The organism is Klebsiella sp. 141162, from assembly GCF_050600755.1.
Taxonomy (GTDB): Bacteria; Pseudomonadota; Gammaproteobacteria; order Enterobacterales; family Enterobacteriaceae; genus Klebsiella; species Klebsiella aerogenes.
In genome coordinates, this window is record NZ_JAQIRI010000002.1 from 610,627 (window position 1) to 628,777 (window position 18,151).

Genomic DNA, 18,151 nt, shown 5'->3' on the forward strand with positions numbered 1-18,151 from the left:
GTCGCCGGGCCAGTTATTTTTATTGCGCGTTCAGGTCGATACGTACGATGCTGTCCGGGCCTTTAGTGGAGTGGTCTTTATTGAAGGGCTGTTTGACGGTGACAAACAGCGTCTGACCATCGGCGGAAAGCAGCAGGCTGTTGGGATTGGCCGGCAGCGCCCAGCTTTTCTTCAGCGTGTAGTGGCTGGCGTCAAGGCTGATAACCTTGCCGGATTCACGCTGTGAAATATAAATCTCGTGGCGTTTCCCATTGAACTGCACCGCCAGCGAATCGCCGACATCGAGCTGTTTAAGCAGTTTGCCGCTGTGGATATCCAACACCAGGGTGGTTTTCGCTTTCGAGTTATCGGTCACGAACAGACGACCGGTTTCGCTATCTTCGGCCATATTAAGCAGCAGCGCCGGCTTGTCGCCCAGCGGCTTCCAGCGCTGTTCAATGCGTTGGTTGTGCGGGTTGATCACCAGAATTTCACCGCTGCCGTTGGCGGCGTATACGCGCCCGGTTTGTGCAGAATAGTGCAGGCCGGTCATCCATTTACCGGTGTTTTTAATCCGCGTTTTCAGCTTCAGGGTAGTGGCGTCAACCACCCAGATTTGCGCCGGGTCGGCGACCGCGCCAACGTAGAGGGTATTATTTAACAGCAGCAGCTGACGCGCCCCATAGGGGAGCCCTTTTTCATTGCGCTCGCTGAACAGCAGGCGGTTTTTTACCTTGCCGGTGGCGGTGTCAATAGCGCTGATGCCGCCGTCGAGCGAATTGCTGACGTATAGCGTTTTACCATCCGCAGAGAGCTGTAAAGCGAAGTTTTTCAGATCGGTATGCGTCAGGCCGATGGTATTAAGGGTTTGCGGATCCAGCTTGTAAACCGCTCCGCCCTGCACATCTTTAAAGCCCTCGGCGCTGGCGACGTACAGCGCATCGCCCTGCGGGCTTAGCGCCATCTCGTACAACCCTTCCGCTAGCTGGCGCTGCAGCGGTTGCGCCACGTTAGCCGCAGGAGAGTTAACAACCGGTTGAGCAACGGCAGCGGAATGGTGGGTCGCGCAGCCGCCTAACGTCGCGCTGATGGCCAGCGCCAACGCCGGAAGAGTGTATTTCATTGGAACAACCCTATAAAAAATCAATGACCCGGTGGTCGCGCAGCGGCCGATATTGTGTGTTTCCGGCCTGCTGTCTTTGCGTCACCCTACGCCTTCGCTGTTCCTTGTGAACGACTCACTGGCGCAGATCGATCCCTGCTTAGTCTGCGAACAAAAAAGAGAATGAGAACTATACTCATTATCGAATGTCAAACAAGCCCCGGCGGGCAAAAAAGATTATCTGCTGATTTTTTAACGTGGGATGGCGGATTGATAGGGGGAGAAAAGAACTGCGGGATCGATACATACCCGGATAGCGGCGCATTACGCCTTATCCGGGCGGCAGGAGGCTAAGCCGCACGCTTCTGGCGAAGGGCGGCTTAGCACGTTTAATGCAATTTCAGGCGCGGGCGAATAATACGGTTAATCCCGCCGGACAGCATCATCAGGCCGGTTTTGAAATAACCGTGCAGCGTCACCTGATGCATCCGATACAGCGAATCGTAAACCATGCGCGCAATACGGCCTTCGACCATCAGCGGGCCGATCGGTAGATGCCCCATAATGCTGCCGAAGGTTGTGTAGCCGGAGAGCGAAACCAGCGAACCACGATCGCGATAGGAGAACGATTTCAGCTTATGCCCCTTCATGCGGGCGATAATATTGTCGGCGGTGAAGAGCGCCATTTGATGCGCCGCCTGGCCGCGCGGCGGGATGAATCCGCCTTCCGGACGCGGGCACGCCGCGCAGTCGCCGAAAGCAAAAATATCAGCGTCGCGCGTGGTTTGCAGCGTCGGGGTCACCACCAGCTGATTGATACGGTTGGTCTCCAGCCCGGCAATATCCTTCATGAAGTCCGGCGCTTTGATCCCCGCCGCCCAGACAATTAAACTCGCCTCGATAAACTGGCCATCTTTAGTATGCAATCCACGCTCCTCAACGCCGGTGATCGTGGTATTGGTCATCACATTCACGCCAAGTTTACGCAGCTTTTCGTGCGCGGCGCGGGAAATCCTTTTTGGCAGCGCGGGCAAAATACCGTCGCCGGCCTCTATCAGGCTGACATTTAACGCTTCGTTGGTCAGTTCTTTATAACCGTAGCTGCGCAGTTCTTTTACCGCATTATGTAATTCGGCAGATAATTCAACGCCGGTAGCGCCACCGCCAACAATGGCAATATTGACCTTACCGGTGGTCTGCGGGTCGGCGGAATAGCGCAGAAATTGGTTCAGCATTTGCTGATGAAATACTTTTGCCTGCTCAGCGCTGTCGAGGAAAATACAGTGTTCTTTTACCCCGGGCGTATTAAAATCGTTCGACGTACTGCCCAGCGCCATCACCAGCGTATCCCAGCGCAACTTGCGTTCCGGCACCAGCATTTCTCCCTGCTCATCCCGCAGCGCGGCGATAGTAATAGTCTTATCCTGCCGATCGATATCCATTACCGAACCGTGCTGGAAGGAAAAGTGGTGTTTGCTGGCATGGGCGAGGAAACTCAACGCATCCACGCCTTCATCCAGCGAACCGGTGGCGACTTCATGCAATAGCGGTTTCCACAGATGACTCTGGCTGCGGTCGACAAGGGTAATATTCGCTTTCCGCCGACGCCCTAATTTACGTCCCAGTTGGGTCGCTAGCTCCAGCCCGCCGGCGCCGCCGCCGACAATAACGATCTCTTTTAATGGCGTAGTCAAGGTGAACTCCAAAATAATTAATTAAATGTTAATTAAAAACTCTCAGATAATTTTTAGTTAACAATAATTCAAACAATAAAATGCCAGTCTTCCATTAGATGATTACGGGATGCATATTGGTAATCGCAAATTTAATTGGCGGCAATTTTTAATCGGGATATTATTGTACAAGTTTTCAGGCAATTTCCTTGCACGCATATTCGAGGTAAATAAAAAGGCCACTAAATTATTATTTAGCGGCCAGGGTAAGGATTAGATAATAATAACTATTAAGTCTTATATTTAATGAGGGTGATTAGCGGCAGCAACGTATTACCGCGGTTTAATAACGCATCATCACCGATTTAAGTTCAGTATAATCATCAATAAACGCGCTACCAAACTCACGGCCAATACCCGATCCTTTCATGCCGCCGAACGGTACCGCCGGGTCGAGGAAGGTATGCATGTTGACCCACACGATCCCGGCATCAATGGCCTGCGAGTAGCGCAGCGCCTGGCGGATATTATCCGACCAGACGCTGGCCGCCAGCCCATACGGCGAAGCATTAATTCGCGCCAGCGCCTCTTCTTCGCTGCGATAGCCAATAAAGCTGCATACCGGGCCGAAGGTCTCTTCGCGCATCAGGGTGCTCTCTTCGCTGCGCACTTTAACCGCCGTCGGCTGCAGGAAATAGCCCTCGCCGGGCAGCGCTTCGCCGCCGCAAACGATGGTATCGCCCTCATCGCGCGCGGTCTGAATGAGCCGCAAGACTTTGTCATACTGCTGGCGGTTGGCCAGCGGCCCCATCAGCGTTTGTTCATCCAGCGGCGACCCCGGCGCGAAAGCGCTGAGCTTGTCTTTCAGCAGCGCCAGTACCGCATCCAGCTTGCCCTGCGGCAGATAAAAGCGCTCAGCGGCAGCGCAAATCTGCCCCTGGTTGAGGTAACCGGCTTCGATAATGCCGTTCACTATGGCCTCCGGCGTCAGATCATCGAGGAACAGCGCGGCGTTTTTACCGCCCAGCTCCAGCGTAACCCGTTTACCTGACCCGCTGGCCGACTGCTGGACTTTTTCCCCGGTCGCCACCGAGCCGGTGAAGCTCACTTTGGCGCAGGCCGGATGCGTGATGAGCCGTTGGGCGATTTCGCCTCCGGCGCCGTTGACCACGTTAATGACGCCATCCGGGATACCCGCCGCTTTCGCCAGTTCCGCCACCCGCAGCAGCGTCAGCGGCGTATACTCGCTCGGCTTGAGGACGATAGTGCAGCCGCAGACCAGCGCCGCCGCCATCTTCCAGATGGCAATCATAATCGAGAAGTTCCACGGTACGATGCCGACCACCACGCCCAACGGCTGGCGGCGGGTAAAGGCGGTATATTTCTCCCCGGCCATCGACGGCAGCGACACATCCAGGGTTTCCCCGGTGATTTTTCCCGCCCAGCCGGCGAAGTAGCGCAAAAACGCTACCGATTGATCCAGTTCCAGCATCCGCGCCAGGGTGATGGTCTTACCGGAGCAGAGGCTTTCCAGCTGCGCCAGCTCTTCGCGATGCTCTGCCAGCGTGTCCGCCAGTTTCAGCAGTAACGCGCCGCGCGCCAGCGTCGGTATCTCGCGCCACTGATTAAACGCCAGGCGGGCGCTCTCCATCGCGCGGTCCGCCTGGCCGACATCCGCCGCCGTGACCTCGGCAATCGCCTGTCCGGTCGCTGGGTTTATCACCGCGAACGGCGCGCCGTGGCCCGCCTCCCGATGACCGGCAATAAACTGCCCGTGCGGCTGGCGTAAAAAGGCGGTCACTTCCGCCAGTAAGGTTATCTCGCTCATCGTCAGCACCCGTTTTTTAGCAAAGTTAGCCCATCACAGCACGGTTGCGCCGCACCGCCCATCGTTCTAAAGAACGTCATTCTTCCGGACGATATTCAGCGCCCGCGCGGCGTGCTGTGATGAGGACATTGAGCCAGGCAAGACGACAGGGTAACGCGATGAATATTAAAATCGATGCGCTGAACTACTACGGCGCGACGAAGAAATACCAGCTCCATTTTCCGGCGCTGCGGGAAGATATCGAAGCCGATGTGGTAATTATCGGCGGCGGCTTTTCCGGCATTAACACCGCGCTCGAACTCGCGGAACAGGGGATCACCAACGTGGTGGTGCTGGAAGCGCGCCATCTTGGCTATGGCGGCACCGGGCGCAACGGCGGCCAGGTGATGGCTGGAATCGGCCACGATATCGAAGCGGTGAAAAAACACGTCGGCAAAGAGGGGCTGGAGACGCTATTTAAAATCGCCAACCTCGGCGCGGGTATCATTCGCGAACGCATCCGCAAATATAATATCGACGCCGATTTCGTCCCCGGTTACGGCTACCTGGCCTATAACCAGCGGCAGCTTAAAACGCTACGCCAGTGGGAGAAGGAGTTTAAAGCCGCCACCCCCGATGAAGAAATCGAACTGTATACCGGGAAAGAGGTGCAGCAGGTGGTCGGTTCCGAGGTCTACTGCGGCGCGCTGAAACATATGGGCGGCGGGCAGATCCATTCACTCAATATGCTGCTTGGTTCGGCGCAGGCCGCGCATTCGCTGGGGGTGAAGATTTTCGAATCCTCGCCGGTGGTGGAGGTGAATTACGGCAAACAGGTACGGGTGCGCACCGCGATGGGCAGCGTTAAAGCCGCCAAACTACTGTGGGCCTGCGACAGCTTCCTCAACAATATGGAGCCGGAGATCTACAACAAAACGCTGGTCACCTACTCCTATCAGGTGTCGACCGAGCCGCTCTCCGATGAACTGATCGAGCGCATCAGCCCGCTGCGCGGCGCCTTCAGCGATATTCGCCCGGTAATTAACTACTACCGCGTCACCCGCGAAAACCGCCTGCTGTTCGGCAGCGCTACCCGCTTCGTGGAGTATACGCCGAACGATTTCGCCGCCTGGAACCGTACGCTGCTGGCGGAGGTCTTCCCATACTTGAAAGATGTGAAGATCGATTTCGCCTGGGGCGGGCCGATGGCCTGTAGCGCCAACCTGTTCCCGCAGATTGGCACCTTACGCGACCATAACAACGTCTTTTACGTCCAGGGGTACTCCGGCTTCGGCGTCACCCCGTCGCACATCGTGTGCAAAATCCTCGCCGAAGGGATCAATGGCGGTTCCGACCGCTATCGTCTGCTAAGCAGCATTCCCCACGCGACCATCCACGGCCGTGACAGCCTGCGTCTGTTATTAGTCACCGCCGGAAAACTGATGCATCAAACCGCCGGTTTCTGGAAAGGCCGGAGTTAATCAGGAGAACGCTATGCACGCTTTTAAACTCAAACACCCGGTACCTGAACTACAGCCGATCGGCAGCGTCAGCCTGCTCGGCGCGACGCCGACCGCCGGCGACCCGCAGGTAGCGGGCGCGATGATATACGGCGAGCCGCAGGACGCCTTTACCTGCGGACTGTTTTCGTCCACCGAAGGGAGCTTCACCATGACCTATCCGTTTACCGAACACGCCACCGTGCTGGAGGGCGAAGTTGAACTGACCGTCGCCGGCGGCGAGCCGCAGCGCTTCGCGCCGGGGGACAGCTGGTTTGTCAAACAGGGCACCGAAGTGGAGTGGAAAATCCTCACCCCGCGTTTCGTCAAACACTATCTGGCGAACGTCGAGACGCGCTAACACGCTGATAATGCCCGGCGGCGTATTGCGCCTTCTCCGGGCTACCAAATCGCACAGCGCTGTCGCCCCGATAAGCGTCAGCGCCACCGGGGTTTTGAGGCCAAATTAAAGGCAGGCCGCACGGACCGTAGGCCGGGTAAGGCGCTAGCCGCCACCCGGCAGAAATACGCGCAACGTGGCAAGACAGATGGCCCCGCTTTCCGGGGCCATCTTGTTTATCAACCCCCACATTCATGGACTACGTCACAGATTCACCCGTTGCTCTCCACCTTCCGGACGATATTCGTTGAGCAGGATGACCGCCTAAATTATGACTATCCGGGAGTGGCGCTGGCTATTCCCTGCCCTCCCCTACATTGTGCAGAGGTTGACTATGTTTAGTAACAGACTCGCCAGCCATCTTGAACGCGGCGTCGTCGGCTTTCCGACGACCCTCGCCAGCTCGGTTGGGCTGATTATGGCAAGCCCGGTGATCCTGACGGTCACCAGCGGATTCGGCATGGGCGGCGACACCTTCGCGCTGGCGGTACTGCTGGCTTTTATTATGATGCAGGCGCAGGTCACTACCTTCGCCGAAGCCGCGACGTTAATCCCTACCACCGGCTCGGTGTACGACTATATCTCCTGCGGTATGGGCCGCTTCTTCGCCATTACCGGCGCGCTGTGCGCCTATCTTATCGTCCATATCTTCGCCGGAACCGCGGAGACCATTCTCGCCGGCATTATGGCGCTGGTGAACTTCGAATCGGTCAACGCGCAGATGGCCGCCCATCAAAACACCTGGATGGTGGGTGTCGGTATGGTGGTCATTTTCGGCCTGCTCAACGCCATTGGCGTGGAAATTTTCGGCAAGGTCGAAGTGGTGCTCACTTTCGGCATGTGGACGACGCTGACCATTTTCGGCCTGTGCGGCATTTTTATGGCGCCGGTGACTCACCTTTCCGGCTGGTTCGGCACGCCGCTGAACGTTAGCGATATCTCCGGCCTGTTCGGCTATATCGGCATGGCGATGTTTATGTTCGTCGGCTGCGAACTGGTGACGCCGATGGCGCCGGAAATCAAAAAAGCCCACCGCACCATTCCGCGGGCGATGGCGTTGGGTCTGCTGGGGGTCGCCAGCTGCATGTTTATCTACGGCGCGGCGATTAACCGCCAGGTGGAAAACGTGGTGATCGATGCGGCGAATAACGTCCATTTGCTGGACACGCCGATGGCGATCCCGGCCTTCGCCGAGCGGGTGATGGGCCACGCCGGCCAGTACTGGCTCGGGGTCGGCCTGCTGCTGGCGGGCTGCGCCACGATTAATACCTTGATGGCCGCGGTGCCGCGTATTATTTACGGTATGGCGCTGGACGGCGCGCTGCCGCGTTTTCTTACCTGGCTGCATCCACGCTTCAAAACGCCGGTGATCGCAATTGCCATCGGCGTGGCCATCCCCTGCCTGCACGCCTGGTACCTGAACGGCGATCTGGACCGTATCGTACCGCTGATCCTCGCCGCGGTATGCGCCTGGGGCGTGGCCTATCTGCTGGTCACGCTGTCGGTGGTGATGCTGCGCATTCGCCGCCCTGACCTGCCGCGCGCCTACCGCTCGCCGTGGTTCCCGCTACCGCAGATTATCTCCAGCGTCGGGATTATCATCGCGATTGTGAATATTACCCCACCGGGGATGGACAGCCGCGAGGTGCTGGTGCCGTTCGGGATTATGCTCGGCCTGACCGCCGCCTATGCTCTGTTCTGGACGCTATGCGTACAGCGCGTTAATCCGTTCAAGCCGCTGGAGGTGGAAGAGGTGGTCGAGCGCGCTATCGGCAATTATGAGAAACAGACCCGCGGGGAGATGACGCCTGATGCCCTCCGTCCCCTGGTTTGAAACGCCATTAATGAACGCGGTGCAGCGCGACTTAGCGGGCTGGCCGAGCGAAAAACTCAGCGAACGCAGCGCGATGTTGCGGTTGAACGACGCCACCGCCGTCATCTTCAGCGTGCGCCAGAAGCGGCTATTTATGGCCAGCATTCACAGCTGCGAGTTTGTCGTCGAGGGGCCGGTTACCCGGCCCGCTCGCGGCAAGATCCGCGCCCACCAATCCGGCTGGCTGAAACGTCAGCCCATCCGCTTTATCGGTAGTAAAGAGAGCGCGGAGCTCGCCGGCTATCTCAACGGTTTTCCTAATCTCCAGCACACCTTAAGCGAGCTGGACTACCGCCGCTTTTCGTTGACCTTTGACGATAGCGGCTGGCGCTGTTGCATTGAACCCTGGGCCGCCAGCGAAGTGGTCTGTAAAATGCCGCCGCTGCGCCGTTATCTGAAGCTCGAAGCGCAGCAGCGGATGCTGCTGCTCAGCGTGCTGGCGATGATTAATCAGGCGGTAAGTCAGTGGATGGCTGAGAAAACCAATGATTAAGACCATATTGCCATGACATCACGCGCCGATCAGACTCTCCAGAGGAATGCCGAACTGTGCATGAAGCCGGCGAATCATCGGGAGCGTCAGGTTACGCGTGCCATTGAGAATTTCATAAACGCGATTAGATTTACCAATCGCTGGTTCCAGATCTTTTACGGTAAGCCCCTGCTGCTCCATGCGAAATTTTATGGCTTCAATGGGGGTGGGCGGCTCGATGGGATAGTGCCTTTTCTCATACTCTTCAATGAGCAAGCACATCACCTCAAAAAAATCGCCCTCTGGCGTATCAGGCGCTGGTTCATTATCAAAAAAAGGTTCAACCGCGCTTAACGCGGCTTCGTAATCTTGTTCAGTGCGGATAGGCTTAACATTCATCATTTACTTCCTCTCTATCGTCTCAGCGTTTATCACGTCATATTCCTTATGCGTTCCGATAAACTTAACGAACATCCATCCCCGCAGATAAGCAACAGCTACAATTAACCGATAATCATTTCCCTTTATGTTGAATACCACCCGCTTATTTTTCAATATGCTTGCGCTGCGGTATTGGTCCTTAATCTCCGCCGGGGTTTTCCAGTCAGCCTTTATTGCCTCGTCCACCCAAGCCTTTAGCGGTTGTTCCGCGTCGGGATTCTCCGCCCAGAAATCCCTGAGTACTTTCACTGAGATTATCTTCATGGACGGATATTAGTCCCAATTCGGGACTAGGTAAAGAAAAAAGTCCCAAAACGGGACTTTTGAGTCACATTGCGTCTTGCCCTTCCCCGCCATCACAGCGGGGAAGCTGAGGCGTTTTATAGCAGACCGAACTGCTGCGCCAGCCGATCGATGGCCTGGCGCTGGAACTGCGCGAATGCGGCGCGCGGCTGCTGCTGCTGAATAAATTCCAGCAGCGGATCCTGAACCTCGGTGCACACGCCGCTCAGCGTTTCCATCACCGCCAGGCCGCAGAACGGCACGTAGGACTCGGCGTAGCCGCCTTCATGCACCATCACCAGTTTCCCGCCGCACAGGCGATCCGCCGCCTGCTGGACCTGTTCGGTCATCGCCCGGAAGCTGTCGCTATGTAGCTGCATCCGCGCTAATGGATCCATCGCGTTGGCATCATAGCCGCAGGCGATAATAATCAGTTCCGGCTCAAAACGCGCCAGCGCGGGAATGACGATAGTTTCCAGCGCATAGCGCCAGCTGTCGTCGCCCGCCCCGGCCAGCAGCGGAATATTGATGTTGTAACCTTCGCCCGCGCCAACGCCGCGATCGTCCTCGCCGGAGTAGCCCGGCGGGAAGCAGCCGTCCTGATGCAATGAGATAGTCAGCACGTCATCGCGCTGCAGATAGATATGCTGCGTACCGTTACCGTGGTGAACGTCCCAGTCAATAATCGCCACCTTGCCGAGCCCCAGCAACGCTTTCGCCCGTTCAACGGCAATGGGAATATTGGCGAGGAAACAAAACCCCATCGACTGGTCCGGCAGGCAGTGGTGTCCGGGCGGCCGCGACAGCGAATAGGCGTTATCCAGTTCCCCCTTAAGCACCGCTTCCACGGCGGCACAGGCCAGTCCGGCGGAAAGGCAGGCGATTTCATAACTCCCCGGCCCCAGCGGCGCCTCTTTGCCGAGCATGCCGCCGCCGTTATCGCTGATTGCCTTAAAACGCTCAAGATAGCTATCAGGATGGATCCGCCGCAGGTCCTCAAGGCTCGCCGCCGCCGCGCTGCGTAGTTCCAGCTGCGGCGTCAGCCCGGAGACGTCCATCAGGTTTTTCATCCGCCGTTTGGTCTCCGGCGACTCGGCATGGCCGCCGCCGGCGGGCGGCTGTACCCAGCCACCGACCGGCAGCGTTACCGCGTGCAGGCCGGTACTGTGCCAGAAACAACGTTCATCAAAGAAGAAACCGGTTTTTCTTTTCACTCTATCCTCCCGTTGGCTAAACCTTTTCCGGCGGACGACGCCGCCGCAATCAAAATCAGAGACAGCAGCGCGCAGGCGCCTGCCGCCGCCAGCAGCGGATTGGCGCTGGCGAAATGTTGCAGTAAGGCCCCCGCGAGCGGCGGGCCGGCTGCCATTCCGCCGCCGATCACCAGATTGATGCTGTTCATCAACCGGCCGCTGTTATCGAGCGCGGCCACGCGAGCGAGGATAAAAGGCAGCACGAAAGTCCAGGTGAACTTAAACAGCAGCGCCGCGATGGCGTAACGCACCAGCAGCGGATGGCCCGTCAGTAACAGCACGCTGGCGATCAGCAGCGCGTATCCCAGCCACACCGCCAGCCGGTCCGGACGTTGGGTACCGCGTAGAGCCGCGCCGCCGGCGCCGATAATGCCGAACACCGTCGCCGCCGCCAGCACCAGACCGACCTCTGTCGGACTCAACCCCGCCCCGCTGCCGATGGTGCCGATAAAGGTCCATACCGCGCTGAGGCTGATATAGAAGGTGAGAACCGCGAGCACCGCCAGCGCCTTACGCCACGACGCTGCAGGTGGCTGGCGATGGGAAGCCGATTGCGCTTGAAAACGCGACGGGAAGGCGGAAACCAGCGGCAAACAGCAGAGCATGATGGCGGCGAGGAGCAGATAAACGACCTTCAGGCCAAAGGTCACGAACAGGCCGGGCAACACCAGCAGGCCAAGCATACCTAACAGCAGCTGCCCCAGTACCCAAAATGCGTACACCCGCGATGGATTCGGCGTTCCCGCCGCGCAGCTGATGCACAAAATCATTAGCGTGCCGCCCGCCAGGGAAGCAATAAAGCGTACCGCCAGCAGCGACGCATACTGGGTGACTACCGCCGAAGCAAGGTTAGCGAGCAGAAATACCGCGCAGGCGACGAGTGCCACCCGCCGCCAGTCGAGGCGGTTCATCCACCACCACGCCGGGAGCGTCGCCAGGCTCATCGCGCCGAGCTCCGCCGAAAATAGCCAGCCGATCTGTCCGGGTTTAAGGTGCCATTCGCTGGCCAGCTGCGCCGCCACCGCCGGCGCGGTCATTAATATCCCCGGCGCAATGGCGGCGAAAATAACAATCGCCGCCAGCAAACGCAGCGACACCACCAGCCCGCCAGGCCGGGAAAGGCTATTTTCAGAAAGAGGTGTACTCGACATCGTAGGGCGTGCTCCAGTCAAAAAAGCCTCCCCCCGGACGGTTATCCAGGGAGTGATACCCACAGGCATCAGGAAAACGCCGTGCTGCCACGGCGCGCGCGGGATGCGATAGTCAGATTACAGATGCAGCGTACGCTGAGCGGCAGGCATCCAGGTTCGGGAAACGAGTTCAGTCCGGTTGACGACTTCAGTCTTGGCGAAAATATTGCGCAGATGGGTTTTCACCGTCGAGAGCGAGATATCCAGCTGGCGGGCAATCAGCTTGTTGCTGGCGCCTTCACGCACCATGCCGACGATTTCGCGCTCTTTGGCCGTCAGGATGGCAGGGAGTTGATCCTCTTCCTGCAGGAAATCGCGAATAGCCAGCTCCACCAGCGGCAGTACCGCCTGGGCCCGGAGGCGTTCCTCGCTGGAAAAAGGCACGTCGCGCATCAGCGAGATACCGGCAACGATCCGCCGTTCGCGGCGAATAAAGATTTCGGTCATGTCGCGTACGTTATTCGGCAACATAAATTCATGATAGTAGTGGCGGTTGCGGTCACAGAGTCGCGGCGTCATCGCTGCCATGGTCGTACTCTGGTGACTAAAGTGCGCCGGCAGGTGCGGATCCAACGGCTGGAAGCTTTCCAGATATTGTTGGTGTGTATTATCCGAAATATTATGCAATATATAGTTTTCAGGTTTTAAACGATTATTTACTCGATAAAAAACCGCTGAAGACAGTGGAATTAACTGTGAAATAGTCTGTAAACAACGGGCTATTATCGCATCATTACGACTGGCTTTTAATAAAGCAGACATGATATTTCCCCCCCGTCAAGGTGGTGGTGCGTAACACGCGGATTACCAGAGTAAGATGAAGCATACATTTCACATTTAAGTAACACAATCATTAACATGTTAACAATGTGATATCCATTACAAACTTTTCATCAATACATTGTTATTTAAAGCATTTAAAAATCACCCTGCTATCTGTTAACGTAGCGGCGTTAAAACATAAACAAAAGTTATTAACATCACGCGTTATTTTCCGGCAAGGATTAAAAACCCTTATATTGGCAGGTCCGATCTCATCCTTAAGAACGATAGTTTTTTGCATTTTTTCATTTATACCCTAAAAAGGATGTCGATAATTTAACGCCGCGGCTTAATCAACGGATTACGCCTGACTTGCTATTGCCCAAATATGCCGCCCCAGGCCAGCAATTAATAGAGGATAAGCCGATGCTGAATATCGCCGCCTTACGCCAGCAGCAAATTCCGCTGGCCGTCGAACCACGCTCATCGCTGCCGTTTCATATTCTGATGAAACCAATTGGCCCCGCCTGTAACCTCGCCTGCCGCTACTGCTACTACCCGCAGGATGAAACGCCGGTCAGGAAGATGGACGAAGCGCGGCTGGAGCAGTTTATCCACCGCTATATTGCCGCCCAGCCCGCCAGCGCGCGGGAAATCAACTTTGTCTGGCAGGGCGGCGAGCCGCTACTGGCCGGGCTACGTTTTTATAAAAAAGCGCTCGCCCTGCAGCAGCGTTACGCCCCTGACGGCGTAACCATCAGCAATAGCCTGCAGACCAACGGGACGCTTATCAACGACGCCTGGTGCCGGCTGTTTCGCGAACATCGCTTTATTATCGGCGTCAGCCTCGAAGGTAGCGAAGCGCTGCAAAACCACCATCGACCGGATAAACGCGGGCAGGCTTCCTGGCCGGCGGCGCTACGCGGTATCGCCCTGCTCCACCAGCATCAGGTGGAGTTTAATCTGCTGGTGGTGGTGCATAACGAGATGGCCGCCCACGCGGCGGCGATTTATGACCGGGTGGTCACGCTTGGCGCGCGCTATCTGCAGTTCCAGCCGCTAATGAGCGAAGGCGCCGCGCTGCGTGAGGGTTATCAGCTCAGCGCCGATAACTGGGGGCGTTTTATGGTCGGTATCTGGCGACAGTGGCAAAAGCGCTGCGATATGGGGCGGGTATTCGTCATCAATATCGAACAGGCGTGGGCGCAATATTTTACCCATACCAGCGGCAGCTGCGTGCATAGCGCCCGCTGCGGCAGCAATCTGGTGATGGAGTCTGACGGCCAGCTTTACGCCTGCGATCATCTGATCAACGCCGAACACCGTCTGGGCCGCCTTGACGAGCAGACGCTCGCCGCCGCGGTCGACGCATCCGTTCAGCTCCCTTTCGGCCAGCAAAAAAGCCTGCGCCGCGAATGTCAGACTTGCTCCGTAAAAATGGTCTGCCAGGGCGGCTGCCCCGCGCATCTCAACGCCGCTGGCAACAATCGTCTATGCGGCGGTTATTACCGTTTCTTTAGCGAAATCCTCGCGCCATTACGTCCCTTTTCCCGCGACCTTAACGGCCTGAAAGCCTGGCGGGCCGCGTTTGTTGGGGCCGCGCATCCCGCGTAGCCCTTTGCCCTGATGGTTGTCCCACTATGAACAGGAGAGTCAGTCGTGAACAAAAAAGCCATGGCCGCGGCGGTCAGCATGATCCTCGCCGGCGGCGCGCACGGCGCACAGAATGAGCATCCAAACGTCATCGTGATTATCGCCGATGATATGGGTTATTCCGATATTAGCCCCTTCGGCGGTGAGATCCCCACCCCCAACCTGCAGGCCATGGCGGAGCAAAGTATCCGCATGAGCCAGTATTACACCTCACCGATGTCGGCCCCGGCGCGTTCGATGCTGTTGACCGGCAACAGTAACCAGCAGGCCGGGATGGGCGGCATGTGGTGGTACGACAGCACCATTGGCAAAGAGGGTTATGAGCTTCGGCTGACCGACCGCGTCACCACCATGGCCGAGCGCTTTAAAGATGCCGGCTATAACACGCTGATGGCCGGCAAATGGCATCTCGGTTTTGTTCCCGGCGCCACGCCGAAGGACCGCGGTTTTAACCACTCCTTCGCCTTTATGGGCGGCGGCACCAGCCACTTTAACGATGCGATTCCGCTCGGAACCGTCGAGGCGTTCCACACTTACTATACCCGCGATGGCGAGCGCATCTCCCTGCCGGATGATTTTTACTCCAGCGAAGCTTACGCCCGCCAGATGAATAGCTGGATTAAAGCGACGCCGAAGGAGCAGCCGGTCTTCGCCTGGCTCGCCTTCACCGCCCCTCATGACCCTCTGCAGGCGCCGGATGAGTGGATCAAACGTTTTAAGGGCCAGTATGAACAGGGTTACGCCGAGGTCTATCGCCAGCGCATCGCCCGTCTGAAAGCGTTGGGAATCATTCATGACGACACCCCGCTGCCGCATCTGGAGCTGGATAAAGAGTGGGAGGCGCTAACGCCAGAGCAGCAGAAATATACGGCGAAAGTCATGCAGGTGTATGCGGCGATGATCGCCAATATGGACGCGCAAATCGGCACACTGATGGAGACGCTGAAACAAACCGGGCGCGATAAAAATACCCTGCTGGTATTTTTAACCGATAACGGCGCCAACCCGGCACAGGGTTTTTATTACGAATCTACCCCCGAATTCTGGAAGCAGTTCGATAACAGCTATGACAACGTGGGCCGCAAAGGATCATTTGTCTCCTACGGCCCCCACTGGGCCAACGTCAGCAACGCCCCCTACGCCAATTATCACAAAACCACCAGCGCCCAGGGCGGCATCAATACCGACTTTATGATCTCCGGTCCCGGCATTACCCGGCGCGGTAAAATCGACGCCTCAACCATGGCAGTGTACGACGTGGCGCCGACGCTATATGAATTCGCCGGTATCGATCCCAATAAATCGCTGGCGAAGAAACCCGTGTTGCCGATGATTGGCGTCAGCTTTAAGCGCTATCTGACCGGTGAAGTCCAGCAGCCGCCGCGCGGCAACTACGGGGTTGAACTGCATAATCAGGCAGCCTGGGTCGATGGTGAATGGAAGCTGCGGCGTTTAGTCAAGCTCGGACTCAACGCCGGCGACGCGCCGTGGCAGCTGTTTAATCTGCATGACGATCCGCTGGAGACGCATGACGTCGCGGCCCAACATGCCGACCGGGTCAAAGCCATGAGCGACGCCTACGAGGCATTTGCTAAGCGCACCATGGTTACCAAAGCGCAGGGCAAGATGATCGATTATGTCGGTATCGATAACAAAACCGGGCGTTATCTGGCGGTCGATCCGGCAACCATGAAGCCGGTGCCTGCGCCGCAGGCGATTCCTGTGAACGAGGGCCAATAAACAAACCCGGCTATCGTTCTTCCGGGCGATAGCCGGAAGTTGACTCGCTTTCTAAGGTAATCCTGAACCCATTACAGGAGAGAGCGGATGGCGAGAGTCGTGGTGATTACCGGCGGCGGAAGCGGGATTGGCGCCGCCTGCGCGCGGCTGATGACGGCAGCGGGCGAGCGGGTGTTTATTACCGGCAGACGCGAAACAACGCTACAGAAGATCGCCGATGAAACCGGCGCGACGGCGCTGGTGGGCGATGCCGCCGACGGCGCTGGTGGGCGATGCCGCCGACGGCGACGTCTGGCGGGAACGGTTGCTACCGGCAATTCTCGACCAAACCGGCGGTATCGATGTGCTCATCTGCAGCGCCGGCGGCATGGGCAATAGCGCCGCCGCCGACACCAGCGATCGCCAATGGCGCGAGGCGCTGGACGCGAATTTAAACAGCGCTTTTGCCAGCGTGCGCGCCTGCCTGCCTTCACTGATTGCCTGCCGCGGCAATGTGCTGTTTGTCGCCTCCATCGCCTCGCTCGCCGCCGGGCCGCAGGCCTGTGGCTATGTCACCGCCAAACACGCGTTAATTGGCCTGATGCGCTCCGTCGCCCGCGATTACGGCCCACAGGGCGTCCGCGCCAATGCCATCTGCCCCGGCTGGGTCACCACCCCGATGGCGGATGAAGAGATGATTCCGCTGATGCGGGAGGAAGGGTTGTCGCTTACCGAGGCCTATCAACGGGTGTGCCGCGACGTTCCGCTACGCCGCCCCGCCAGCCCCGATGAAATAGCGCAGGCCTGCCAATTTCTCTGCTCGCCGCAGGCCGCCATTATCAGCGGTGCGACGCTGGTCGCCGACGGCGGTTCCAGCATCGTCGATGTTCCAACGCTGGCGTTTACTTAACGCCCCACTCTACTCAGGAGCTCACATGACTTCAGAAGCCGTATTTATCCAGGTCGGCGCGCTGGCCGATGGTTTTGCCCCGCACGGCAACCTGCTGGCCACCGCCAGTCTGCCCGCAGGCGAACGCTTTACCTTTTATGCCGCCGGGAGCGAGCCGCAGCAGCTGATTATCGAAAATGACCAGACTCTGCTCTGGAACGGCAAACGCGCGCCCTGGCGGGCAACCGCCCTGCGCCCCGATATTCTGTTTATCGATTTTCTTGACCCGGAGCGCGATAACGCCAGTATCAGCGCGGTATGCAACCTGACGCAGCGCAACGCCACGCTGGTATACGGCCAGCTACCGGACGAAGCCGCCGCGCGGCTGGACGCCTTCAGCCGGGTAGAGCAAGGGTTGCCGCTGACCGCCGTCGAGGCGCGATTTGTCTTCGCCCGCCTGGATGCCCAGCCGGGGCCGCTGCCGGACTTTACCACCGCGCTGGTCGGCATGCGCAATCAGTACACCTATAGCCCGACCGAGCGTTATGAACACATCTATCTCAATGATAATTTTTACGCCTGGCAGTGTCTGGACGGCGTGGAAAAGGGGCTGGCGGATGTCGACCGCTGCCATTACGTACAGGTGGCGGAGGATCTCTATTTGTTCGTCTGGCGGGAGAAAATCATTCCCACGCTGGGGGCTATCTTGATCGATCTTCAGCAGATGCGCAACGATGGTAAGATCATGGGTTATCAGGGCAGTGATTTTGGCGCCTTGAGTAATTTCCCGGTCGGCGCGAGCGCGAAGATCCTCAACGTCACCCGCCATCAGGAATAATATTGCGTGGCCGGGAGAAGCGCCCGGCGATATGGGAAGCGCCCCATCCGGTTGAACGGGCCCTGCGGGCGCGGGTGCTTCGGCATCACGAGCTGACGGAAATGCATGTTCAGGAGCAGAAACGGCGGGTGAGCCTGATGACTAAAGGGGGTCATGTGTCGCTACGCCGGGCAACATCCGCGGATAAGGAGCAGCTTTGCGCCGGATGGCGGCTGCGCCTTATCCGGCCTACCGTTCGTGCGGCCCGCCGTTAATTTATCCACTTTTCCGGCTGAAACTGCCGGTGTTGGGGGCCGCAAAACCCCCGGTGGCGCTACCG

15 protein-coding genes and 2 pseudogenes are annotated in these 18,151 nt (G+C 57.9%); 9 read left to right on the forward strand and 8 right to left on the reverse strand.

What is annotated here, in order from left to right; all coding sequences use genetic code 11:
* Nucleotides 1-19: 19 nt before the first annotated feature.
* From PGR23_RS10475 to PGR23_RS10485, 3 genes are all read right to left on the reverse strand, one after another.
* The gene (locus tag PGR23_RS10475) at nt 20-1,102 is read right to left on the reverse strand and encodes a YncE family protein (protein ID WP_396279850.1); all 1,083 of its coding nucleotides are present in this window, start codon (nt 1,100-1,102) and stop codon (nt 20-22) included.
* Nucleotides 1,103-1,470: 368 nt separating this feature from the next.
* Nucleotides 1,471-2,775 carry an NAD(P)/FAD-dependent oxidoreductase gene (locus tag PGR23_RS10480; protein WP_396279851.1) on the reverse strand — a complete coding sequence of 435 codons (1,305 nt, stop codon included), beginning with the start codon at nt 2,773-2,775 and terminating at the stop codon, nt 1,471-1,473.
* A gap of 322 nt (nt 2,776-3,097) precedes the next feature.
* Nucleotides 3,098-4,582 carry an aldehyde dehydrogenase family protein gene (locus PGR23_RS10485; protein ID WP_396279852.1) on the reverse strand — a complete coding sequence of 495 codons (1,485 nt, stop codon included), beginning with the start codon at nt 4,580-4,582 and terminating at the stop codon, nt 3,098-3,100.
* A gap of 158 nt (nt 4,583-4,740) precedes the next feature.
* Between PGR23_RS10485 and PGR23_RS10490 the strand changes: the two genes are divergently transcribed.
* The 4 genes from PGR23_RS10490 (at nt 4,741) to PGR23_RS10505 (ending at nt 8,826) form a co-directional block, all read left to right on the forward strand.
* Nucleotides 4,741-6,042 carry an NAD(P)/FAD-dependent oxidoreductase gene (locus tag PGR23_RS10490; RefSeq protein WP_015367823.1) on the forward strand — a complete coding sequence of 434 codons (1,302 nt, stop codon included), beginning with the start codon at nt 4,741-4,743 and terminating at the stop codon, nt 6,040-6,042.
* 13 nt (nt 6,043-6,055) lie between these two features.
* Nucleotides 6,056-6,421, forward strand: coding sequence for a cupin domain-containing protein (locus PGR23_RS10495; RefSeq protein ID WP_025714914.1), 366 nt, complete (start codon nt 6,056-6,058; stop codon nt 6,419-6,421).
* Nucleotides 6,422-6,794: 373 nt separating this feature from the next.
* A complete protein-coding gene (locus tag PGR23_RS10500) occupies nt 6,795-8,294 on the forward strand; it encodes an APC family permease (protein ID WP_047049430.1) in 1,500 nt (499 codons plus the stop codon).
* Nucleotides 8,272-8,826 (forward strand): DUF3156 family protein, encoded by a 555-nt coding sequence (locus PGR23_RS10505; RefSeq protein ID WP_047049432.1) that lies wholly within the window; start codon nt 8,272-8,274, stop codon nt 8,824-8,826. The genes PGR23_RS10500 and PGR23_RS10505 overlap by 23 nt, the downstream gene beginning before the upstream one ends.
* Before the next feature lie 18 nt (nt 8,827-8,844).
* On the opposite strand, the gene PGR23_RS10510 is transcribed toward PGR23_RS10505, so the two are convergent.
* From PGR23_RS10510 to PGR23_RS10530, 5 genes are all read right to left on the reverse strand, one after another.
* The gene (locus tag PGR23_RS10510) at nt 8,845-9,207 is read right to left on the reverse strand and encodes a helix-turn-helix domain-containing protein (RefSeq protein WP_172408062.1); all 363 of its coding nucleotides are present in this window, start codon (nt 9,205-9,207) and stop codon (nt 8,845-8,847) included.
* On the reverse strand, nt 9,208-9,510 hold the full coding sequence (locus PGR23_RS10515; RefSeq protein WP_045393363.1) for a type II toxin-antitoxin system HigB family toxin: 303 nt from the start codon (nt 9,508-9,510) through the stop codon (nt 9,208-9,210).
* A 116-nt stretch (nt 9,511-9,626) separates the two neighbouring features.
* A complete protein-coding gene (locus PGR23_RS10520) occupies nt 9,627-10,742 on the reverse strand; it encodes a class II histone deacetylase (protein ID WP_396279853.1) in 1,116 nt (371 codons plus the stop codon).
* Nucleotides 10,739-11,932: an MFS transporter gene (locus PGR23_RS10525; protein ID WP_396279854.1), complete on the reverse strand. Its 1,194-nt coding sequence runs from the start codon at nt 11,930-11,932 to the stop codon at nt 10,739-10,741. The genes PGR23_RS10520 and PGR23_RS10525 overlap by 4 nt, the downstream gene beginning before the upstream one ends.
* 117 nt (nt 11,933-12,049) lie before the next feature.
* On the reverse strand, nt 12,050-12,733 hold the full coding sequence (locus PGR23_RS10530; protein WP_045393597.1) for a helix-turn-helix transcriptional regulator: 684 nt from the start codon (nt 12,731-12,733) through the stop codon (nt 12,050-12,052).
* A gap of 426 nt (nt 12,734-13,159) precedes the next feature.
* Here PGR23_RS10530 and PGR23_RS10535 point away from each other — a divergent pair, with 426 nt between their 5' ends.
* From PGR23_RS10535 to PGR23_RS10555, 5 genes and pseudogenes are all read left to right on the forward strand, one after another.
* Complete coding sequence (locus PGR23_RS10535; protein WP_315709621.1) at nt 13,160-14,347, forward strand: anaerobic sulfatase maturase; 1,188 nt, start codon at nt 13,160-13,162, stop codon at nt 14,345-14,347.
* A 45-nt stretch (nt 14,348-14,392) separates the two neighbouring features.
* Nucleotides 14,393-16,126 carry an arylsulfatase gene (locus tag PGR23_RS10540; protein WP_315709619.1) on the forward strand — a complete coding sequence of 578 codons (1,734 nt, stop codon included), beginning with the start codon at nt 14,393-14,395 and terminating at the stop codon, nt 16,124-16,126.
* Between the two features lie 87 nt (nt 16,127-16,213).
* Nucleotides 16,214-17,015: pseudogene (locus PGR23_RS10545) on the forward strand (SDR family NAD(P)-dependent oxidoreductase).
* A gap of 25 nt (nt 17,016-17,040) precedes the next feature.
* Entirely contained in the window at nt 17,041-17,832 is a 792-nt protein-coding gene (locus PGR23_RS10550) for a MoaF C-terminal domain-containing protein (protein WP_396279855.1), read from the forward strand.
* An 11-nt stretch (nt 17,833-17,843) separates the two neighbouring features.
* Nucleotides 17,844-17,957: pseudogene (locus tag PGR23_RS10555) on the forward strand (IS110 family transposase); the annotation flags it as partial.
* Nucleotides 17,958-18,151 lie beyond the last annotated feature (194 nt).